Raw genomic sequence first — 22,146 nt, 5'->3', positions numbered from 1 at the left:
TCCTCCTAAATTATGTCGATCAGCCTAGAAGTTAAAATCAAAATCTACCAGCTTCTCTGCAATGTCATTAAATGCTTCTTCAGACTGCTTGTAGTAGCTGTCCCACGTTTCCTTGCTCCAAATTTCCACTCTGCCCGATACTCCAAGCACCATGCAATCTTTGTCCAGCTTGGCGTAATCGCGCAAATGCGAAGGTATATTTACCCTTCCCTGTTTGTCGAGCTCGCATTCAGTCGCTCCGGAGAAGAAAAAACGTGTAAATGCCCGCGCATCAGATTTCATAAGCGGCAATGATTTAAGCTTTTGCTCCATCACTTGCCATTCACTCATCGGATACACGAATAAACAGTTGTCGAGGCCTCTAGTTGTAACGAAGGAGCTGCCGAGTGCTTCACGAAATTTGGACGGAATAATAAGACGGCCTTTGTCATCGATGCTATGTTGATATTCGCCCATGAACATTTCGCTCCACTCCCTCCCCCTATTACACCACTTTACCCCACTTTTCCCCACATAGCTAGTTTTATTCGCCAAACAAAATAAAAATCCTGCTAAAATGAGCAGGATTTCATAAAATAATTGATCAGGTTAATTAAATTAGTTTTCTTTCACATCTTCGTCGTTGCTTTCCTCTGAATCCTCTTCCTCGTAAAAGGAAGCTGCATTTTTTCTTTTTCTTCTAATCAGCCATATCGGTACAGTGATAACAGCTAAAATAACGATAATCGGAAAAGCGCCGATCAAAATAACGATAATCGTTTGAATCGCTTCCCAAACAAATGTTATGCTGCTTTGCCAAGCTTCTGTTATTCGCTCGCCTAATGGGTTTGAATAGCCTGCCAGGCTCGCTGCAGACTGTTTCGCTTGGAAAATGCGGAGATTAATCGTAGAGAAAGAAACGTTGTTGTCCAAATATCGGATCCGGCCCTTTATTTGCTCCATTTGCTCCTGCACTTCACCGAGCCGCTGTGAAAACTCCAGCAAGTCCGAAGCTGTGCTAGCCTCGCCCATCATGGCAAGCAGCCGCTCTTCAACAAGCTCTCTTGCCTTCAAGCGCGCTTCCAGATCTACATATTCTTCTGAGACATCCTTCCCGCTTACATATTGATCGAATTTACGATTTTTAATCATGGACAATTGATTGATAAAGGGCATAAATTGCTTGGCAGGCACTTTAATGACATAGTTTGACCGTAGCTCACGTTCGGTTTGCGTATCGCTGAACTCAAGCAAATATCCTTCGCTTTGCTGGATCGCTTCTTTCAATGCTTCTACTGCCTTATCCAAATCCTCCACTTGCATAGTTAGATCAGCATTATAAATAATTTTTTGATGCATGCCTGTCAAAGGAATAGTGTCGCTGGAGCCCGCCGCTTCCCCAGCCTCTTGCAAACTCTCGCCAGCCTTCGCTTCATTGCTTAAAGCGATATTTTCGCTCTGAGTCGAGGAATCCGAATTGCTGCTTGAGCATGCTGCAAGTAGTAATATGATGCCTATTATACTCATACACCCTGCAAACAATCGACTGAACTGTTTTCTTTTTCTATACCTGTTCATGTTATTGCCCCCCATTATATAATAAATAATTTTCCATTACACTCCATAACGAGATAGGACTGGAAAATGTTTCTGATGAAAACGTAAAAACAAGGATCACAATCAGGCAGCCGGGCAAGAACAAAAAAGCACAATTCCGGGAGGTTACTACCCTCTCAAAATTGTGCTTTTCATGTTATACGATTTAAAACGCTAATTAATTTTCATTCCAGCTGTCCAGGTATGCCGATTGCTCCGCGGTCAGCTTATCAATACGGTATCCTAGCGATTGCAGTTTATAGCTGGCCACTTGCTGATCCAGCTCGTACGGCACATTGACAACCTTGCTGCCGATTACTTTATATTGATCATTTACATATTTCAGCGACATCGCCTGCAGCGCGAAGGTCATATCCATAATTTCCGCAGGATGGCCGTCTCCTGCCGCCAAATTCACCAGACGCCCTTCTGCAAGCAAGTAAATGCTGCGGCCGTCCTTCATTTTGTATTCTTCAATATTGCGGCGAACAGTGCGTTTTTCCGTCGACATCGCTTCCAGCTCAATCTTATTGATTTCAACATCGAAATGGCCGGCATTGGATAAAATGGCTCCGCTTTTCATCACCTCGTAATGCTCGCCGCGAATGACATCGCGATTGCCTGTTACGGTAACAAACATATCTCCCAGCTTGGCAGCCTCAAGCATTGGCATAACGGCAAAGCCGTCCATGTAGGCTTCAACTGCTTTAATCGGATCAATCTCAGTTACGATGACATTGGCGCCAAGGCCTTTGGCACGCATAGCAACGCCTTTTCCACACCAGCCATAGCCGACAACTACAACCGTTTTGCCTGCTACAACGAGATTAGTTGTGCGGTTAATGCCGTCGAATACAGATTGGCCCGTACCATAACGGTTATCAAATAAATATTTGCAATACGCATCGTTAACAGCTACCATCGGGAAACTTAGCGAGCCGTCCTTTTCCAAAGCTTTCAAGCGGATAATGCCCGTCGTCGTTTCTTCCGCGCCGCCACGTACATTTACGCCATATTCCTTATATTCGGTATGAAGCAGCGTAATAAGATCGCCGCCATCATCAATAATAAGATCCGGCTTTGACTCCAGCGCTTTAACATTAAGCGCCTTGAATTCCTCCGGGCTTGGATTGTACTTGCCAAACACAGTAATGCCGTCCTCTACTAATGCCGCACAAATATCATCCTGCGTAGATAGCGGATTGCTGCCTGTAATGGTAACCTCCGCTCCCCCTGCTTGAACAACCTTTGCCAAATAGGCGGTTTTCGCTTCAAGATGCAAGGATATCGATACTTTAAGCCCTTTGAACGGCTGCTCCTGTTCAAATTGCTCGCGAATGCGGTTGAGCACTGGCATATGAGACTTCGCCCATTCTATTTTGAGATGGCCCTCTGCTGCCAATGATGGATCTGCAATTATGCTATTAATAACCGAATTCATGATTCATCCTCCAATATATAATAATCTTCATTTTATAAATAGGCGATTTGATGCCCGCCGCAAAGATTATAAGGCTGCTCCAGAAGCTCCTGCAGCCACTCTTCTCCATAGCGGTTCCAATAACCTGCCATCGTAAGCATGCGTTCCTGCAGCTTTCCCGAAGGCATAATCGACAAACGAATGCGGTCAAGCTGTCTCACTGACGCTTCGTACTGCTTGTTGTGAGCATCGATCGTTTTTTGCTCCATGTACGTAATTTGCTCCAAAATTTTGCTCATGTTCGTGTCGCCAAGCTTGGCAAGGCCCGGTTGGATAGACGCTGCCGTATTAATAATCGGCTCATAGCTGCTTTTGAACTGTTCCTTGACACGTTCGAATTGCTCAGCCAAATTTAAATTGTCCTGCTCCTTTAGCCAAGCAGCCTTTCTCTCTTCAAAACGCTCTAGCACATCCTCAAAGGAAAGCTCATATTTCGCCATATTTTTGGCTACTATTCCTTCCACAAGCGTAAAGGAGGAACGCGGCACGATAATCGGCAGCTCCATCCCCGCTTTACGGAACGCTTCCGTTGTAATCGCCCAATAAGCAATTTCACCAGGACCAAGCACCGTCCCTAAAACAGGAAATAAAAATTGCTGCATCAGCGGCCTGGTAAGCACATTATTGCTCAGCAGTTCAGGCGTCTCCTTCGCTACTTGCAGCAGCTGCTCCTTCGTCAGCTCGAAGCGGCCCTTGCGGTCCGCAATGCGTTCTTCCTGCTTGTATAGCAGGACTCGCTCCCCATTAAGCTCAGGATGGAACATAAATAGATTCATGCTGCCTTCAGAAAGCTCAGCCTGCAGCGGATAGCCCAGCTCGCCTACCTGCCTTGCCGCTGCAGCATAGGCATGCTCCAGCTCGTCATTCTGATTGATCATCCAAGCGAACATCGAGCTTTCAAGCTGCCTAATGCCAGAATGATCTGCATCCATCATTACTAATCCTTCGTTGCGGAACAGATGGCTCATTATATTGGCAAACATATCAGATAAAGAATGGGATCGCTCTGCCATCTCTTCAAGCCGCTGCATCAGCTCTTCTTTGAATTCGGAGCCCGGCAATGCCTGATCGAGGTTTTGCAGCTGCTCGGCCCACTGCTCGGCTGTAATTATCGTCCGGCTTACCGAAGTTCTCGGTTCGGCGCTTCTTGCAATCGTCAGCTTCTTAAGCTCTTGCTCAGCCGATATCAAGTAAGTATGATTCACTTCATCCCAATCATGGTCCTCGCCTGCTATCCAAAAGACCGGCACGACCCGCTTCCCTAGCAAATCACTCGCCTTCTTGGCGGCGCCAACGATTGATACCGCTTTATGTATGACAAGCAGCGGGCCAGTCCACAAGCCAGCCTGCTGGCCGCCAACAATTACGGGCGCCCCTTCAGCAATAAGATCGATAGCATGCATAGCAGCATCGCCAGCCATCAAATTACGGTTGTACTCTCTCAACACTTCTGCAAGCTTATCCTTCGGCGCACGCAGCCGCTCTTCCTGCTGCAGGCTTGCCAATCTTTTATGCCAATCCTGCTCGTTGCCAGGATAATATCCAAATATATGTGCTAATTGCGCATCTGTCTGATGCGTATATGCCTCTGTCAATAGCTGGGCACTTGGCAGAGTATAGGGTTCTGTTTTCATGACGCAGTTAGCATCCCCTTGCTCTTTTAATTTTTGTCATACACTTACGTCATTGTACACAAAAAAAGTACAGTTAGTCAAAACAAAAAACGCCCCCTGTCAAATTGACAAGCAGCGATTTTACTTTATGACCACTTATATTTTAAATAAAAATTTGCTTAAGACGATCGGCAACAAAATAATATAAAATACGCTCATCGCAAAAAAAGTGAGTCTCCAAACCATCGTCGCTATTTTTTTCGCATCTACTTTACCTCGTTTGCGGAACTGGGCATTACCCAGCAAGCCTCCGCCGATAAGCATAATCAGCAATATGCCATAAATCCCGAATTGGTTGCCAAAAGCCATATTAAATAAAGCAGCAACGACACCTATTAAAAATATAGTTGAAATATCCATCGCCAGCCGCATCGCTTTTTTTCTATCTCCAGTAAATAAGCTATAGCAAACAAGGACAGTAAAGAAAGGTACAACTGGTATAATAGCTATTATTGCATAAATCGTATGTAAATAATTCCACAGCTGCCCCATCGCCGTCACTCCCTCCTTAAACGAAATGATTCTACTAGTACAGCAACTGCTTTATTAACAGGCGCCTCTACACCAGCTGAGTGCGCCAATTCAATAACGGCGCCATTAATAGCTGCAATTTCAGTAGTACGGCCAGCGCGGACATCACTCAGCATGGAAGATATGTTGCTTGCTGTAAGCTCGCATACCCGGACGACCATTTCCCAGCCGCTTGCCGCATCGATGCCGAGGCCGCACTTTTGTAATATGTCGCTAGTTTCTTCATATAGCGTTTTCATTAAAGATATACGATTGCTTGCCAGCAGCAATTCGCCATTAGGAACATCAAAAATAGCGGTCAACGGATTAATAACCGCATTGACGAGCAGCTTTTGCAGCATGCGATTGTACATGTCATTCGACAAAAATGCCGAAATTCCTGCCTTTTGCAGCATATTGGCTAGCAAAATTTGTGAATCGGGCTCTAGCATTTGAAGTTCTCTGCTGCCTTCAGCATGTTCACTTATCCATACCTCGCCAGTCCCGGTATGCTGGACCGTGTAAGCATCATATTTCCTGGCGCCTTCAGTTGTAATAGCCGCATAGATCCGGCATTCAGGCAGCGATTTGCTAAGCCACTGCAAATGCCCGAAGCCGTTTTGCAGCGCAATAACGGAAATGTGACGGCTGTCCATCCCTCTCGTTAGCTCCTGTAAGTCTAGTGCCAGCTCAGTACTTAATTGGGTTTGCTTGACGCACAGCAGCAGCCAGCGCATATCCTGCCCGAACTTCTTCATAGTCTGCGAACGGACAGCCAAGCAGTGCGCGCGAACGGTCAAGCCCTCAGCTGCAACCGAGCCGTCCACGGCAAGCAGCTTTAATCCGTGCTCATTAATCAGCTCGGCCTGCTCCTCAGTACGGGTCCAAAGGTTTACCTGAAAGCCAGCGCCAGCCAATCTGGCCGACATTAACAAGCCTATAGAGCCGCCGCCTACAACATCTATCAACATTGAAATCGCTCCTAGTATTTCCACAATCTCGCTATGCGTATTATATACTTTTATTAAATTAAAATAAACGGCTCCAAAAGAAAAGCCCGCATTGCCATTCGAGGCATTGCGGACTTTTCTTTATAGCTAGCACTACAATGAGAACTATTCCATTCTTTCCAGATTACCATTTGCGTCCATTTTAAAACGCGGCTTTACTTCATCCTCATGGGACAACACAGTCAATCTGCGCGCTCTGTCCATAATTTGAATTAGCGTTTTATAATCATCATTAACTGTCCGGTAATCAGTCTGCACATTACTTACTTCCTTGGACAATTTTTCGTTCTCAGTGCGCAGGCGGTTAAGCTCATCTTCCTTCTCTTTCAAATCCTTTTCGAAAAACTTAATTTGCCTGGATAAATCTTGATAGGTTGTTTTCCAATTTCGTAGAAAACGAATAACCGCATCAATGGATAAACCTTCATCCATCGAAACAGAATGGATCGCATCCTGTTTGAAGCTGCTGCGTTCTTCCGTTTCAAAAATAGCAACCGAAGATACCTGAGGCGTTGCCGAATACGATTGCTTTTTAAAGTAATTTCTTTTTTGTCTTTGCTGCTTCGCTATTTGAATAGCTTCTCCATACTTTTTACGGACATAACTGTTCCAGCGAAAGCCGCAGGCTGCCGGCGTCCTGGCTATTCTTTCCCCAACCTCTTCAAATGCCGCTAACTGAGTACTGCCCTCTCTAATATGGCGTAAAGTAACCTCGGCAAGGACTAAATCGTCATCCGGGCTCCACGCATCTTGTCTGACTGCTGTCATGCAACAAATACCTCCTAACGTAAAGGCGCTTACTTTATCTCTATGCCCTTGGTAGAGTTCATAGAATCTATTGGATACTATTTTGTATATCCATTTTGCAAATTAATCATACATACTTCGTCCAATCTTTGAGCAAACTATGTATAATGTAAGTAATCCGACTAAAAGTTTGCGATTTTGTCATGCTTTCATGTGGACACTATATCGTTACGAAGGTATAATGAACTTTAGAAAAATCGGCAAGCAACGAAAGGGGGATGGTATCGTGGCACGTATGTATCGAGTACTTGGTTTTTTCTCACTAGTGATCGGGCTGATGGCATTCGCAGGTGATTTGTACGAATTTGCACTGCTTTTCTTTGCACAGGCCGTTGCTTTCGTTTTTCTAGGTTACTTGAACTTCTCAGAAAAAACGTATATTTATATGTTCTGGGGATATATGGTAATTTCATTTGTAGGATTTACCTACTGGTCGGTATTCAAAATGAGCTTGCCGTTCTAAAGGAACAAAGATAAACGGCTTCGCTGTCCTTCGGACAGGCGCGTTTACCGATGAAATATAAGAACACGTATAAGGTGAAACTTATACTTTCTTATATTTACAAAGGGAAATATATACATATTTCCAAATGAGGCTATTCCAAATAGGTCTAAAGACCATTGGGATAGCCTCATTTCCATTTATGCGCCTAATTATATACAAACTGGTATTATTCTTATTTCTCCAATATAATCACTTTAAACAGCTCGCTCATTTGATCGCTGAGGAGCAGTTGTCGAATAGCCCTGTTTTTGCGATTCGCTTCGCTGAACGGATTCTCATCTGTCGTGTCGGCCAGCATTTCCAGCAAGCCGTTATCGATCAAAAATTGCTTTTGTGAATTATAATAGCTTACCTTGAATCCTGACTGTTCAGCCGCATGACGTATGGAAGTAAAGCAAACCTGTGCAGTAATATCCTGCTGTCCCGCCCATAAAAAAGGCTGATCGCTAGCCAAATGACGGTGATAGCACATCAATGTTCCGTTCATGCGATATTCTGCTGTAAATTCCTCGGCTTCATGACCATAATCTATCAGGATAAGCTTTCCTTTCCGCATATGCCGAAAAATTTCTAGCAGCCATGCCTCCGCATCCAGGTTTACTTCCGTTATTTGCCCTTCATGCAGCTTAATCCTGTCACGTTCCAGCAGCTCCATAATGGCTGGGCTGGAGAGCGGCATGTACATGTAGCGGAAGCCTTTCTCCTCATCGCTCGTGACACCCAGCTCCACAAGCTTGTCCCCCATCCGCTGCACGCGATGAATGGCAAAAGCATCCAGCAGCTCATTGGCAATGATGATAGCCTTATCCGTGCCTGCAAGCAGCTCCCAGCCTTGTGCAGACGCTGCGATATGCTCCGCCTGTATCCAAGTACTAAGCCGGCTTTGCTGCTGCGCCGCTTGCCGATGGGCAGCATGATCATCAATAAGCCAGTGCTTTAGCCGTATCGCTCCAATGGGATCGATGCGGTTTGCTGCCTCAGCCATTTGGAAGGAAAGCTTGCCTGTGCCGGCTCCCCACTCGATTACTGCCAGCTTTTCCGCGCTGCTTGACAGCTCCTGCAAACAATTGGCTGCCAGTATCTCAGCGAAAATGGTGCCGATCGCAGAGCTTGTATAAAAATCGCCCATCTTGCCTATACGCGTCTCACCGCTCATATAATACCCATACATAGGATCGTACAGGCAGCTTTTCATATAGGTGTAAAACGTAATTCCTTTTGCCGGTATCTGCTCATTATTTTCGTTATAACGCCATCCCTGCAGCTGCGAGCTCTCGATTTGTTTCATCAATTGTTCAGCTAGCTTCGTGTGGCCAAAATTATCATTTTGTTTCATCTCATTATTCATCCTTCTTCATTTGTAGGATATAATAGATATATTTGCCGCATAGAATAATAGCCGAGGAGGAGGTATCCGTTGAAGCAAATAAATTATAAACCGTTATTCATTATACTGCTCGCCGCCTTCACTTTATGTACAGCCTTGTTTCTGCGGCCGCCTGCTCTGGCTGAGCAGCAGCCTTTTGAAGCTGAAGACAGCGGCACTCAGGCTATTTTAGAGAAAAGCTTATCTCTGATAGAAATTGATAAAGAAATTGACAGGATTCAAGAGGAGAAAGAGCTTCTGCTATTATCGCTTGACGAAACAGAGCTGCTCCTTGTCCAGCAGGAAGCTGAGCTGTCGGACAAGCAGGAGCAGGCAGGCAAAGTGCTGCGTGCTTATTACATGGGTGATCGGAATTTTGTCTATGCTGCCTTAGTTTCTTTCGAATCGCTGCCCCAATGGTTTCAAATGCTTGATTTTATAGAAATAATATTTGCTAGCGACAAAAATACGCTTATCCAGTACGCCAATAAATATGATCTGCTTAAGGAAAATAAAAATAAGCTCGAATCGAGACAGCAGGAGCTGATCCTGCTGGAAGAGCAGCTGCATGAGCAGCGCAGCCGTGTATTGGCGCTTGAAGCCGAGGTTGCCGATGAGCTGAAAAATAGATCGGATGCAGAACGCATTCTGCTATTGATTAAACAGCTAAGCGACCATTGGAACACGCAAGGCGTCGAAGCTGTCCGCCAATATTTTCAAGCCTTGGCAAACGCAATGAGCGAGCTTCCAGGCTGGATTCAAAACAATAAGCATTTGCTGGAAAGCAAAGGATTAACGTATACGATAACGGTACCGGATACCGATTTAAATGCCTTTTTGCGCGAGCAAAATCAAATGTTCAACCACTTCGTATTCGAATTTGCCGATGGGCAAATTATTGCCAAAGGTAAAAATGAAGAAATTGAAATTAGTGTAACCGGCCATTATAGTATTGAAGAAAAGCCTAAAAACGGAATTATATTTCATGTAGATAAGCTCATTTTTAACGGTTTCCCTCTGCCAGACACGACTCGTAAGCAATTGGAGAAAGATTTTGATCTCGGCTTTTACCCGCAGCTGATCATTTCGTTCCTCAAAGCAGATGAAGTGAAGGTAGAGGACGGCAAGCTTATTATTAAGCTAAGCATCGCTTTATAAAATGAAAAAGCAGCCTCATCTTCGTACTGAATTCAAGAGGCTGCTTCTTTTTGCTGTTTATTGTAGGCACTGATAGAATGCAGTAAAGCATCGGCATCCTCCAGCCAGCGCTGCTGCCAATCTTCCCAATAAATAAGCCATTGCGGATCAAAACGGGAACTCTTATGCTCGGCAGGCTTCTGGTTCAGGCGATTGAGCCAGTCAAACTCCCTGCTGAACTTGTCTTGCTCCCAGTAGTCCATCTCCTGCAACGCGGTTACCGTAGTAGGCAGGAAGCGGAAAGATTCATGCAGTTGCTGCTGATGAGACAAGTCAGTCAGCGCTTGAATCCATTTCATAGCTTCCTTGTCATGTTTCGTTCTGGAGGAAATAACAAAGCTCTGACCGTTCAGCCATGGATATATAATAGACTCCTCATCAACGATTAGCTGTTCCTTTACACTGCTGTTCAAATACATATATTCATTCCAAGGCAGCACGGCTGCAAGCAGATGTCCGTTGGCAAATGCCTGTCCTACTTCTTTGCGATCTGAGGTTTGCAGCAGTAGATTATGCGCTTCAAACTGTCTTAGGTCATTTATTTGCTCATACTGGCGGCTGGACCATGTTTTGAGATGAAGCACATTATCCTCTTCAGATTCGAATTTGCCTAGCAGCGGCAGCAGTTGAGTGAAATCATCCAATTCAACCGCAAATAATGGCTGATCAGCTGCAGCATCCAGGCTGTCTGCGGCTTCCACCCACTCCTTCCAGTTTGAAGGCGGCTCCGTCCATCCCAGCTCAGTCAGCAAAGCCTTATTCCATAGCAAAATATTAGGATTGAGCATTCTTGGCACACCCCATAAATAACCGTTCCATCTGAGCGCATCCAGCACAGCCGGAAGCTGGTCTGCAAGCACATCGCCTGCCATTATGCTGTCTACGGGCTTCAAGTAGCCTTGAATGGCAAACTGCCTGACCCAGCTATTGTCCAGCAGCATAATATCCGCCGTTTTTCCTAATGCATGCTGCTCCGACCATCGTTCATATGCATATTCCGAACTATTATCATTGCTTAAGTAAACGTTAATGCCTCTTGTATACTTCATAAATTGCTCATTCATCAGCCGCAGCTGCTCAAATTCCTCCGATGTTAAGGAAACGTTTACAAAAAGATCTACCGGCTGCTCCGCTGTAATTTGGCCTTGAATAGGCAAAGCAGGCAGATGATGCATTTGATCTACACCGCGCGACCATTTAATGCTGCGAGAGCTTGGAATTAACAATAACGCAATAATGAGCAGCGCGCCTATAACGAGTGGCGCAAACTTCCGTACTTGCACAGCCTCTTCCCTCCAGCTCTATCATATGCGTATAGAATAACAGTAATTGTCCGATATGTCCAAGCACATATTTCGAACAAACAAGGATAAACGGCTCCGCCGTCTTTTGGACAGGCGCGTTTACCGATGAAATATAGGAACATGTATAAAGTGAAAACTTATACTTTCCTATATTTTAAAATAACAGACGAAACCCGCCTTCAATCGGCAGCAGGTCCCGTCTGTTCGGTTTAAAGCAGATCAGCAGCTAATTGGGCTAATCGGGAGCGTTCTCCTTTCTCCAGCGACATATGTCCACTGATGCTTTCTTGTTTAAAGCTTTCAATAATATGCGTCAGCCCGTTGCTGACGGCATCGAGATAAGGATGATCAATTTGCTCCGTATCGCCCATTAAAACAATTTTACTGCCTTCTCCTACTCGCGAAACAATCGTTTTAACCTCATGCCTTGATAAATTTTGCGCTTCATCAATAATAATGAACTGGCCAGGAATGGACCTGCCGCGAATATATGTGAGCGCCTCCACTTGAATGCTGCCCATGCCAAGCAATATTTTATCGATATCGCCTGTTTTTTTCGTATCAAATAAAAATTCCAAATTATCATAAATCGGCTGCATCCAAGGCCTTAGTTTTTCTTCCTTTTCTCCCGGCAAATAACCGATGTCCTTGCCCATTGGCACTACTGGTCTTGCTATTAGCAATTTTTTGTATTTATGCTCGTCCTCCACCTTCATTAAGCCCGCTGCCAGCGCCAGCAATGTTTTTCCGGTGCCTGCCTTGCCTGACAAAGTAACAAGCGGGATATCATCATTAAGCAGCAGTTCCAGCGCCATTCTTTGCTGCGCGCTTCTCGCGCTGATGCCCCATACGGGATCATTGCTCAAATAAAGCGGTTCTAACCGGCAGCCATCCTGGCTTACCTTGAGCAAAGCAGATTTGGAAGTGCCGATTTCATCTTTAAGAATGACAAATTCATTGGGTCTGAGCCTGCCCTTCACCGGTATCATCGCGACAGGTAAAAACCGATTCGAATAAAATTCATCAATAACAGACGGGTGCACATAAATCGTTCCGTAGCCTGTGTAGCCATCGCTTGAAATGACCGATTGGTCCGGCAAATAATCTTCAGCCAGCAGCCCCAGCACATCGGCTTTTATGCGAACGAGCACATCTTTGCTTACAATGACAACCTGGCGTTTATCCGCCTTATCCTTTTGTTCCAGCTGATAATTCAACGCTACAGCTAAAATGCGATTATCATTCGATATTTCGCTAAACAAGCTTTGGACGCGCTCAAAGCTGCGATGGTTCAATTCAACCTTTAAAATACCGCCTCCTGGCAAAGCAATGCCATTATGCAAATGCCCCTGTTTGCGAAGCGAATCCAGCAATCTGGAAATATGCCGCGCATTGCGGCCCAGCTCATCGGCCAATCGTTTTTTGGAATCAATTTCCTCTAGCACAACCGCAGGAATAACAACCTTATGATACTGAAAGGAAAATATGGCTTGCGGATCATGAAGCAGCACATTAGTATCTAGCACGATTATTTTTTCCATCTAAATCCTCCTACCGTCTAAATTACTATTGCGTACATATCCTATCGCTTGACGGGCAAACTATGGATGAAAGAAAACTCACATGTAAGAAGAGGTGGATACATGTACAAATGGCTTGCTTCACTTATTATTATTGCTGCTGCGGCTACCGGCTGCACAACTGCAGCTAACAAAGAACCATCACCCTCTCCACAGCATAATCAATCTATACGGGCAAAGCAGTCTGATGTCAAAAAAGAAATTACTGATCCCAAGCAAGTTTCCGCTCATTTGGAGCAGATTGCTATGTCAGTCAATGGCGTACAGAACGCCCATTGTGTCGTATTTGGCAATACAGCCATCGTTGGCATTGATGTGGATGAAAAGCTTGAGAGATCTCGCGTCGGCACTATAAAGTTTTCTGTGGCCGAGGCGCTTCATAAGGACCCTTATGGTATCGATGCGCTTGTGTCAGCAGATATCGATATTGCTGAACGGCTTAGAGAAATCGGTAACGATATTCGCGCCGGCAACCCTATAACAGGCTTTGCTGAAGAAATGGCAGATATTATAGGACGAATTATTCCTCAGCTCCCGCGCGACATTATCGTTCCAGATCAAGCTGAAACCGGCGGTCAAGACGGAGCTGTTGCTAATTATTAGAATATGCTCCTAAAGACGCTTCGGAACCTACCTTGTCCGGATGAAAAAAATGTGCTCCCAGCTTTATTTCAGGAAGAGAAGCAACATTGTTTGGGGCTGGTGGTTTATGGATGAAATTCAAGTGAAAATCTCAAAAAAGCCTAGTGAGCTTCACTAGGCTTTTTATATGAACAATTACAGTCAAGCGTTTATAGCAATGCTGAGCTCCCATATTGTTTGTCCTCCCTACTGCCGCCCGTAATGCAGCTGCAATTATACGACTATACTTGAAGTATATTAAGGGAAGTGGTTGTTCATTCTGCCATATTTGCCTTTAAGGCATCGCTGGCTTCTTTTACGCTGTCATTATTCAAGTAAACATAAGGGCTCTTCCATGTTCCAGCAACGGTTATAAAAGTAATATCAGAGCGTTTGACATTATAATAAGTCGAAAGCATATTTTTAATTTCGCTCTCTGGCATATCCATCTTCATATTGTTGCCTACAGCATCAATTAACGAGCCGATTTTCATCATTCCGCCAAAAGACATCGCTTTATCAAAAATAGCGCCGACTACTTCTCCCTGTCTGCGATTTCGGTCAAAATCGCTTGACATATTTTTGCCATCCTTCGATTGTCTGTAACGGACAAAATCAAGCGCTTCTTTGCCTTTTACTATTTGCCGGCCTTTTTCCAAATTAATATTGGTACCGTCATAGCTGTCTGAATAAACCATACGCATATCAACATCAACCTCAATGCCGCCAAGAGCATCAACAACATCGGTAAAGCCTTTAAAATCGATAATAGCACTGTACTTAATATCGATGCCAAACAATTCTCCCAACACATCACGAACAGCACTCATGCCGGCTAGCTCGGCTTCCTCCTGCGGAAGCTTTTTGTTTTTGGCATTCATGTAGAAAGCTGCATAAAACGCATTAGCTTTGCGAGCTTTATAGCCTTTGGCCGACAGCTTCGAATCCCTTGGCAGCGACACGACGACGACTTTCTTCGTTTTGGGATTGAGAGAAGCGACCATCATAACGTCTGTGTTAAGACCGCCGCCCTTCACGCCGGCAGGGCGCTTATCCAAGCCCATCAGCACTATTGCGGTCGGCTTGACCTTGACTGATTCAGAGGCTGTAACTTTACCGATAAGGTTACCTAACGATCCGATCTGCCCAAGCGCTTCCGACGACTTATGTAGCACATATCCTGCGCCAGCCCCAGCTAGAAGCAATATTCCGACGAATAAAAGCAAAAATATACGCAAAAGCGGTCTTTTTTTCTTTGTTTTTTTTAATTGCTTCGCCTTCTGTGGACTCGACTTTCTAGGAGGAATTGGTTCATACTCGACGTTCATTTGTTCCACCTTCAAGCTTCATTGTATTTAGGATTCGCATTGATATCAGCCAATAGCTGTCCAGCGAGCTCTTGTCGAAACTGTTTATGATGAACTGTGCCATCAAGCTCATATTGAACTAAATACATATTATCGCCTGAATCATTTACACTGAAATGACTGATACTGAAATCCTCTTGTAAAATTTGTTCAAAAAACTGCAGCGTTTGTTCCGCTGCCCCATCATGAGGCCTCGCCATGGCGACAACTTTAATTTGCAACCAATTGAATAGAGCCTCCTCCAGCTTCATTGCTGATCCTGCCTTGGCTGCTCCAGGCCGCTCTTTTTCGCAGAATTGCCTTTCCACTTGTCATACATTTGTCTGCCGCGCAGCATAAGCATCATAGCGACGGCAATAGCCATACATTGAATAATCGGAAGCTTATCTATCTGCAATATAGTTAATATAAACGATCCTATCAAAATCAAAACATAGACTAATATTTCCTTAAGAATCGGCAATTTTTGCTGCGGCCGGAAAACCGAATTGAAAATAAAAATAGTAAAGGCAACAATTAAAATATAAGATATAAGCATATGCTCACTCAGCCATGCTTGCATATTTACATAACCTCCACTTTTATGTTAAGACACGCAATCAAGGATAAACGGCTTTGCCGTCACTAGAACATTATGGAACAGTCCGGCGTTAAACGCCGGACTCTGCCATTTTGCGATGCTTTTCTGCTCTTTCGCGTTCGCTTTTTACTAGAATTTTTTTGCGAAGACGAATCGATTTGGGAGTTACCTCGCAGTATTCATCGTCATTCAAATATTCCAAAGCTTGCTCAAGAGTGAAAATCCGCGGTGTCTTCAGCTTGACTGTATCGTCTTTTCCAGTTGATCGTACGTTGCTTAGATGCTTTTCCTTGCAAATATTAACGATAATATCGCTATCGCGGTTATGCTCGCCTACGATCATGCCTTCGTAAATTTCGGCTCCTGGCTCAAGGAACATCGTACCGCGATCCTCAACGCTCAGCATGCCGTAGAAGGTCGATACGCCGTTCTCGCTGGCAACGAGCACACCTTGATGGCGGCCGCCTACTGACGAGCCGGCAAGCGGACCGTAACTGTCAAAAACGTGGTTCATAATGCCATAGCCTCTTGTGAGCGTCAAGAAGGACGTGCGGTAACCGATAAGTCCGCGGGCTGGTATCGTAAATTCAAGACGAACCTGTCCATTGCCATGATTGACCATATTAAGCATTTCAGCCTTTCTTGATCCCAGGCTTTCCATTACAGCTCCCATGCTTTCTTCAGGCACATCAATAAGCAAACGCTCATACGGCTCCTGCTTCACGCCATCGACTACTTTAATAATAACCTCCGGCTTGGATACTTGCAGCTCAAAGCCTTCACGGCGCATATTTTCTATAAGAACGGTCAAATGAAGCTCTCCGCGGCCAGACACGATAAACGCATCCGGGCTGTCTGTTTCGTCGACACGCAATGCAACATCCGTTTCCAATTCTTTAAGCAGACGCTCGCGCAGCTTTCTTGAAGTCACCCACTTGCCTTCACGTCCGGCAAACGGGCTGTTATTAACGAGGAACGTCATTTGCAAAGTCGGCTCGTCAATTGTCAGTACAGGCAGAGCTTCAGGCTGATTAGGGTCAGCAATCGTCTCCCCGATATTGATCTCGCGAATGCCGGCAATAGCAACGATATCGCCTGCTCCTGCTTCCTGAATCTCAATACGCTTCAACCCTTGGAAACCGTACAGCTTCTCGATACGGGCTTGCTTAATGCCGCCTTCTCGCATCATTACCGCTACAGCTTGCCCTTGGCGGATAATTCCGCGGTTGACACGGCCGATGGCAATTCTTCCAACATACTCATTATAGTCGAGCAGCGTAACCAAAAACTGCAGCGGCTCGTCGACTTTTTCCTGCGGAGCCGGAATATGCTCGGTAATGGTATCGTACAGCGTCATCATATTTTCATCCTGCTGATCTGGATCGAGGCTTGAAGTTCCCATCAATGCAGATGCATAAACAACAGGGAATTCAAGCTGACTGTCGCTGGCTTCAAGCTCGATGAACAAATCAAGCACCTCATCGATTACTTCAGAAGGCCTTGCATTTGGACGGTCAATTTTGTTGACGACGACAATCGGAGTTAGATTATGCTCCAGCGCTTTGCGCAGCACGACCTTCGTTTGCGGCATACAGCCTTCAAAAGCGTCTACAACAAGCAATACGCCATCAACCATTTTCATAATTCGTTCCACCTCGCCGCCAAAGTCAGCGTGACCAGGTGTATCAACGATATTAATCAAATAGTCTTTATACGTGATGGCTGTATTTTTTGCCAAAATAGTAATACCGCGCTCACGCTCCAGATCATTGGAATCCATTGCTCTTTCTTGGATAACCTCGTGCTCCCGGAATGTTCCTGACTGCTTAAGCAGCTGGTCCACAAGAGTTGTCTTGCCATGGTCTACGTGGGCAATAATTGCGATATTACGAATATTTTCTCTTTCTTGCATAAAAGTTAATCCACACTCCATCTTTATAAGTCTTGAAAATTATTGTGATCAATTACCATCGTTTACGGCTGCTGATTGTCAGCCAGGCGCCTGCTCCAATAAGTGCGGCAGCAATTACATAAATGCCCCAGCTCCACATTAAAGCAATTACGAAAAACAATGCTGAAGCTGCAGTAAGTGCGATCGCTGCTGTAAAAACAATCTTTGGAACTGACGAGCCGAACAAATAATACTCGTACAAGCCAGCCGCAACGCCAAATATAAACAAAGGCCATAAAAACTTCAGGCTATCCCAACCGAATATGTTGCACAAAATAAACAGCAATGAATAGACTACAAGCACTCCACCAGGTACTAGCATATATGCTGGCACTAATCTGCCGAAATACAGTACATGAATTAGTATACCGGGAATCAACACGAGCAATGGCCAGAAAATTGCACCAAGAAAGCCAAAAACTCCTGCTTTACCAAGTAAAATAATTACTCCGACAATCAGCAAAATGATACCAGCGGAATATTTGTTTTTTGGCATTAGCTCCGCTCCTTACAGCGTCAGTCGCATTTGACGAAAGACGACAGTTTTTATCTCTATTAGTTTATAGGAACTGAGACAAAAATACCAGTGCAGCGAACAGAGAATCACAAAAAAAAGCCGCAGAGATTGCAGGAAGGCGGCTAATTTGTTCACATTTTTTTCTTAAATTAACTTTTTTCTCATAATTGCAATGACGAAAACGAGCGGCACACAAAGCAGCGGAATGAGCTCCTGCAGCGTTTTTTCGGCAAAAAATGCAATTTGAACAATAGCCTTGTCCTTTATAAGCATATCTCCTGCTGTGTAAGCAAGCATCCCTGCCCCAATGTAGGCCAGAGCAGGAAATTTATGCAGCAAAGTTGTAAACAGGCTGCTGCCCCATAATATAATCGGAATGCTTAAAATAATACCCAAAAAAATCAAGATTATATCACCGCCTGCAATTGCAGCTATTGCAATTACATTATCAAGGCTCATGACAACATCTGCCATAACGATTGTCGCTACTGCTTGGCGAAGCGTTTTGCCCCCGCCCTTCACATTCACTTCATGACCGGAATCAGCAAGCAGTTTAACAGCGATAACGATTAAAAATATGGCGCCTGCAGCCTGCAAATATGGAATTTTGAGCATTTGTATGGCGGCAACCGCTAAAATACAGCGCAGCGCAATCGCTGCGCCCGTCCCCCAAAACAGAGCTTGCTTTCGCTGCTGCTTGGGCAATCCCTGGCTGGCCATTGCAATAACGATAGCATTATCTCCGCTGAGCAATAAATTAATGAGCATTATTTCTAGAAATATGATTGCATGATCCACGTTATTCCCTCCCATACTAAGACGTATGTACAAGCATGAATCATTATGTCTGACGACAAAATTTTTCTAATAGCACCATCTGTATCTTCCCGAAGCTTCCATTTTGTTGTATTCTTCATTATGTAGAAATAATGAAAGGGGGTTAAATCTAAGTGGATTTTTTCTCGGCCGAATTTTTCACTGCTTTGCTGACTATCATATTTATCGATTTAATACTGGCCGGGGACAATGCAATCGTCATCGGGCTAGCAGCTAGAAATCTTCCCGCGGAGCAGCAGAAAAAAGCTGTTATCTGGGGAACTGCCGGAGCTGTAGGCATTAGAATAATAGCAACACTTCTTTTTGTTAAATTATTAGCTGTTCCATGGCTGAATTTAGCAGGCGGATTATTGCTGCTTTGGATTGCTTACAAACTTGTTGTGAAGGAAGATACACACGACGATATCAAGGCGGGCAATACGCTTATGCAATCGATCAAAACAATTATCATTGCCGATGCAGCCATGGGCATTGATAACGTGCTTGCCGTAGCAGGCGCGGCGAACGGCCATCTGCTGCTAGTTGTTATTGGTCTCATTATTAGTGTTCCGATCGTAGTATGGGGCAGCACCTTGTTTATCAAGCTGATCAATCGTTTCGAATGGATCGTGTATTTAGGCTCTGCCGTCCTTGCTTTTACAGCCGCAAAAATGATTACACACGAAAAAGTGTTTACTGACTTTTTCAGCAATAAACTTTATTATTGGGTATTCATTGCTATTATGATTATTATTGTTATTAGCCTCGGTTATTGGACAAATACCCGCACTAGCAAGCGGGCAGCAAAAAAACAGGCTTCCACCTAGGAGCCTGTTTTTTTGATTAAAACCAATTGTCCTCGCCCGCCGCTTCAGCAGCTGTTACCGAATCCGGTGAAAGCAGCAGCACCTCAGTCGTTTCGATCGCTTGCTCAAGCATTTCCTCCAAATTGGCAATCGCTGCTTCTTGCCCCTCTACAACTCGCAAATTTGGGTTTGTGCTAGGTGCTTTTGGAATGAATAAAGTGCAGCAATCCTCGTAAGGCAAAATCGATGTTTCATACGTTCCTATTTTTTCAGCAATATCGATTATTTCCTGCTTGTCCATCATAATCAGCGGCTTGATCAGCGGCAGGCTTGCCGCTCTGCCAATCACATTCATGCTCGATAACGTTTGGCTTGCTACCTGGCCAAGGCTTTCACCTGTCACGATGCCTTTGGCGCCGTGCTTGAGCGCTAGACGCTCTGTAATTCTGAGCATTGCCCTTCTCATTAACGTAATCAGCAAGTGATTTTGCTTGGACTGCGCCAGCGTTGTTTGAATTTCAGTAAAGGAAACCATGTGCAGCTTCAAAGGTGCTCCACTGTAATAGGACAATCGCTTTGCCAGCTCAATGACTTTATCTTTAGCCTGCTGGCTAGTATAGGGATAGCTGTGAAAATGTACAGCCTCTATCTCAAGCCCCTTGCGCAGCGCCATATATCCAGCCACCGGGCTGTCGATCCCACCGGAAAGCAGCAGCATTGCTTTGCCATTGGAGCCGAATGGAAAGCCGCCAGCAGTCGGAATTACCTCACAAAAAATATAAGCCGCCTCTTGTTGAATATCGATGCGCAGCTCCAGCTCCGGTTTTTTCACATCAACGCTAAGCTCCGGGAACGAGCGTAAAACAGGAGCGCCTATCAAATGGCACATTTCCTGAGAATCATGCGGAAACTTCTTCCAGGCGCGCTTAACACTTACTTTAAACGTACGCGGCGGATTCGGCTGGGCATGCATCAGTTGAAGTGCTGTTGCTTCAATCTCCGCCAAATCCGGTTTGCAACTAATAACCGGACTGAGTGATACTAATCCGAAGATGTCCTTCAATCTGGCTATAACCGGCTCGTGCTCAGTGCCATTCAAAATAACGTAGAGCCTGCCAAACGTGTGCCAGTATGTCAAATTTTCATAAGAACGAAGCTTATGCTTGACCTGACTCAGCATTTTTCGTTCAAAAATATTGCGATTACGGCCTTTCATCGTAAGATCGCCATAACGAAGCACGATTTGATCATATTGCATTTACCTGTTGCTCCTCTCCAAATGGGACAAATTCGATACAGTAAGCCGCAGCGCGCTGAGCAGCGTATCTACATCCGCTTCTGTATGCTCATCGCCAAAGCTGATTCTAACGCCGCTGGCAGCAGCACCTGCTTCGGCGCCCATCGCAAGCAAAATACGGCTCGGCTTTTCTTCCTTGGAAGAGCAGGCAGATTTAGTCGATGCCATAATCTGATGCTGCTCCAGCATATGAATCATAACCTCAGGCCTCATGCCGGGATATGAAAAATGCACAATATGCGGCGCAAGCGGCTGTTCGCCATTAAGCTTAAGTTCTGGTATTTCAGCAATGCCGTCACGCAGCCTGCTGCTAAGTTTCCGGTATAAGCTGGCATTCTCTTTTCTTGACTCCATTGTCAACCTTACCGCTTTGGCTGTGGCTACAATCGCCGGCACATTTTCCGTTCCTGCCGCCAGACCTTCCTCCTGTGAACCGCCGGTTCTAAGCGGCGCCAGCTGTACGCCGCAGCGGACATAGAGCAGGCCCACTCCTTTTGGACCCCTCAGCTTATGCGCTGATCCGCTTAGCAAATCAATGCCATATTCTTCTGGCCAAATATCCAGCTTGCCTATACTTTGCACCGCATCAACATGAAATAAAATTTTCGGATATTGTCGCAGCAGCTGTCCAATTTGCTCAATTGGCTGCACAGCTCCGACCTCGTTATTCACATGCATAACACTAACGAGAATCGTTCGCTCTGTAATCGCCTCCTGCACTTGGTCAGCGGTAATATGCCCTCCAGCGCTAACAGGCAAATAAGTTACTTCAAACCCCTCCTGCTCGAGCCTGCGGACAGTTTCGAACACAGAAGGATGCTCTATCGACGTCGTTATAATATGATTCCCTCGATTGCGATAATGATAAGCCGCACCTTTTAGCGCAATATTATTCGATTCTGTGCCGCCTGAAGTAAACAGCCATTTGCCGCCAGACGTACCGAATAGCTTGGCTATCAAAGCGCGCGACCGCTCAATAAGCTGGTTTGCTTCTACGCCAAGCTTATGCATGGAGGATGGATTGGCATAATGCTTCTTCATCACCTCATACAAGGTTTGTATGACCTCATCATAGGGTGGCGTAGAAGCTGAATGATCAAAGTAAAGCATAATGTCACCGCCTTGTTGTAAAAATAATGAATGAACAGTTTCCGGAGATTTGCAAGCTGTCCAGAAATCGAAAA

At 45.1% G+C, this 22,146-nt stretch carries 22 protein-coding genes; 4 read left to right on the top strand and 18 right to left on the bottom strand.

Going from position 1 to position 22,146, the window contains the following annotated elements; genetic code table 11:
* Positions 1–24: 24 nt before the first annotated feature.
* The 7 genes from mraZ to V1L65_RS11570 all read right to left on the bottom strand — a co-directional run bounded on the left by mraZ (position 25) and on the right by V1L65_RS11570 (position 7,016).
* Positions 25–462 carry a division/cell wall cluster transcriptional repressor MraZ gene (gene mraZ / locus V1L65_RS11600; RefSeq protein ID WP_331699306.1) on the bottom strand — a complete coding sequence of 146 codons (438 nt, stop codon included), beginning with the start codon at positions 460–462 and terminating at the stop codon, positions 25–27.
* A gap of 135 nt (positions 463–597) precedes the next feature.
* A complete protein-coding gene (locus V1L65_RS11595) occupies positions 598–1,557 on the bottom strand; it encodes a DUF4349 domain-containing protein (RefSeq protein WP_331699305.1) in 960 nt (319 codons plus the stop codon).
* Positions 1,558–1,753: 196 nt separating this feature from the next.
* Complete coding sequence (locus V1L65_RS11590; RefSeq protein ID WP_331699304.1) at positions 1,754–3,016, bottom strand: adenosylhomocysteinase; 1,263 nt, start codon at positions 3,014–3,016, stop codon at positions 1,754–1,756.
* A 32-nt stretch (positions 3,017–3,048) separates the two neighbouring features.
* Complete coding sequence (gene bshC / locus V1L65_RS11585) at positions 3,049–4,689, bottom strand: bacillithiol biosynthesis cysteine-adding enzyme BshC (RefSeq protein ID WP_331699303.1); 1,641 nt, start codon at positions 4,687–4,689, stop codon at positions 3,049–3,051.
* Between the two features lie 135 nt (positions 4,690–4,824).
* The gene (locus tag V1L65_RS11580) at positions 4,825–5,220 is read right to left on the bottom strand and encodes a DUF3397 domain-containing protein (RefSeq protein ID WP_331699302.1); all 396 of its coding nucleotides are present in this window, start codon (positions 5,218–5,220) and stop codon (positions 4,825–4,827) included.
* A gap of 5 nt (positions 5,221–5,225) precedes the next feature.
* Entirely contained in the window at positions 5,226–6,209 is a 984-nt protein-coding gene (locus tag V1L65_RS11575) for a ketopantoate reductase family protein (RefSeq protein ID WP_331699301.1), read from the bottom strand.
* 144 nt (positions 6,210–6,353) lie between these two features.
* Complete coding sequence (locus V1L65_RS11570) at positions 6,354–7,016, bottom strand: RsfA family transcriptional regulator (RefSeq protein ID WP_331699300.1); 663 nt, start codon at positions 7,014–7,016, stop codon at positions 6,354–6,356.
* 265 nt (positions 7,017–7,281) lie between these two features.
* Between V1L65_RS11570 and V1L65_RS11565 the strand changes: the two genes are divergently transcribed.
* Positions 7,282–7,518: a DUF2626 family protein gene (locus V1L65_RS11565; protein ID WP_331699337.1), complete on the top strand. Its 237-nt coding sequence runs from the start codon at positions 7,282–7,284 to the stop codon at positions 7,516–7,518.
* Positions 7,519–7,732: 214 nt separating this feature from the next.
* Here V1L65_RS11565 and V1L65_RS11560 read toward each other — a convergent pair whose 3' ends face one another.
* Positions 7,733–8,896 carry a class I SAM-dependent methyltransferase gene (locus tag V1L65_RS11560; RefSeq protein ID WP_331699299.1) on the bottom strand — a complete coding sequence of 388 codons (1,164 nt, stop codon included), beginning with the start codon at positions 8,894–8,896 and terminating at the stop codon, positions 7,733–7,735.
* Between the two features lie 81 nt (positions 8,897–8,977).
* Here V1L65_RS11560 and V1L65_RS11555 point away from each other — a divergent pair, with 81 nt between their 5' ends.
* Positions 8,978–10,084: a coiled-coil domain-containing protein gene (locus V1L65_RS11555; RefSeq protein ID WP_331699298.1), complete on the top strand. Its 1,107-nt coding sequence runs from the start codon at positions 8,978–8,980 to the stop codon at positions 10,082–10,084.
* 32 nt (positions 10,085–10,116) lie between these two features.
* On the opposite strand, the gene V1L65_RS11550 is transcribed toward V1L65_RS11555, so the two are convergent.
* Complete coding sequence (locus tag V1L65_RS11550; RefSeq protein ID WP_331699297.1) at positions 10,117–11,406, bottom strand: ABC transporter substrate-binding protein; 1,290 nt, start codon at positions 11,404–11,406, stop codon at positions 10,117–10,119.
* A 230-nt stretch (positions 11,407–11,636) separates the two neighbouring features.
* Positions 11,637–12,968: a PhoH family protein gene (locus V1L65_RS11545; RefSeq protein WP_331699296.1), complete on the bottom strand. Its 1,332-nt coding sequence runs from the start codon at positions 12,966–12,968 to the stop codon at positions 11,637–11,639.
* A gap of 102 nt (positions 12,969–13,070) precedes the next feature.
* Here V1L65_RS11545 and V1L65_RS11540 point away from each other — a divergent pair, with 102 nt between their 5' ends.
* On the top strand, positions 13,071–13,610 hold the full coding sequence (locus tag V1L65_RS11540) for a YhcN/YlaJ family sporulation lipoprotein (protein ID WP_331699295.1): 540 nt from the start codon (positions 13,071–13,073) through the stop codon (positions 13,608–13,610).
* Between the two features lie 293 nt (positions 13,611–13,903).
* On the opposite strand, the gene V1L65_RS11535 is transcribed toward V1L65_RS11540, so the two are convergent.
* The 6 genes from V1L65_RS11535 to V1L65_RS11510 form a co-directional block, all read right to left on the bottom strand.
* Complete coding sequence (locus tag V1L65_RS11535; RefSeq protein ID WP_331699294.1) at positions 13,904–14,956, bottom strand: LCP family protein; 1,053 nt, start codon at positions 14,954–14,956, stop codon at positions 13,904–13,906.
* A gap of 11 nt (positions 14,957–14,967) precedes the next feature.
* Positions 14,968–15,246: a hypothetical protein gene (locus tag V1L65_RS11530; protein WP_331699293.1), complete on the bottom strand. Its 279-nt coding sequence runs from the start codon at positions 15,244–15,246 to the stop codon at positions 14,968–14,970.
* Entirely contained in the window at positions 15,243–15,557 is a 315-nt protein-coding gene (locus V1L65_RS11525) for a YlaH-like family protein (protein ID WP_331699292.1), read from the bottom strand. The genes V1L65_RS11530 and V1L65_RS11525 overlap by 4 nt, the downstream gene beginning before the upstream one ends.
* Positions 15,558–15,645: 88 nt before the next feature.
* On the bottom strand, positions 15,646–17,487 hold the full coding sequence (gene typA / locus V1L65_RS11520; protein ID WP_331699291.1) for a translational GTPase TypA: 1,842 nt from the start codon (positions 17,485–17,487) through the stop codon (positions 15,646–15,648).
* 52 nt (positions 17,488–17,539) lie between these two features.
* Positions 17,540–18,022 (bottom strand): hypothetical protein, encoded by a 483-nt coding sequence (locus V1L65_RS11515; RefSeq protein WP_331699290.1) that lies wholly within the window; start codon positions 18,020–18,022, stop codon positions 17,540–17,542.
* A 165-nt stretch (positions 18,023–18,187) separates the two neighbouring features.
* A complete protein-coding gene (locus V1L65_RS11510) occupies positions 18,188–18,841 on the bottom strand; it encodes a TerC family protein (protein ID WP_331699289.1) in 654 nt (217 codons plus the stop codon).
* A gap of 152 nt (positions 18,842–18,993) precedes the next feature.
* Between V1L65_RS11510 and V1L65_RS11505 the strand changes: the two genes are divergently transcribed.
* Positions 18,994–19,686: a TerC family protein gene (locus V1L65_RS11505; RefSeq protein ID WP_331699288.1), complete on the top strand. Its 693-nt coding sequence runs from the start codon at positions 18,994–18,996 to the stop codon at positions 19,684–19,686.
* A 16-nt stretch (positions 19,687–19,702) separates the two neighbouring features.
* On the opposite strand, the gene thiI is transcribed toward V1L65_RS11505, so the two are convergent.
* Together thiI and V1L65_RS11495 are read right to left on the bottom strand one after the other, a co-directional pair.
* Positions 19,703–20,923 carry a tRNA uracil 4-sulfurtransferase ThiI gene (gene thiI / locus V1L65_RS11500; protein ID WP_331699287.1) on the bottom strand — a complete coding sequence of 407 codons (1,221 nt, stop codon included), beginning with the start codon at positions 20,921–20,923 and terminating at the stop codon, positions 19,703–19,705.
* The gene (locus tag V1L65_RS11495; RefSeq protein WP_331699336.1) at positions 20,924–22,072 is read right to left on the bottom strand and encodes a cysteine desulfurase family protein; all 1,149 of its coding nucleotides are present in this window, start codon (positions 22,070–22,072) and stop codon (positions 20,924–20,926) included.
* Positions 22,073–22,146 lie beyond the last annotated feature (74 nt).

Origin of the sequence: Paenibacillus sp. IITD108, from assembly GCF_036541265.1 — a bacterium.
In the GTDB taxonomy this organism is placed as follows: Bacteria; Bacillota; Bacilli; order Paenibacillales; family Paenibacillaceae; genus Pristimantibacillus.
Note: the sequence above shows the minus strand (reverse complement) of the source record. Positions and strands in the feature narration are given on the sequence as shown.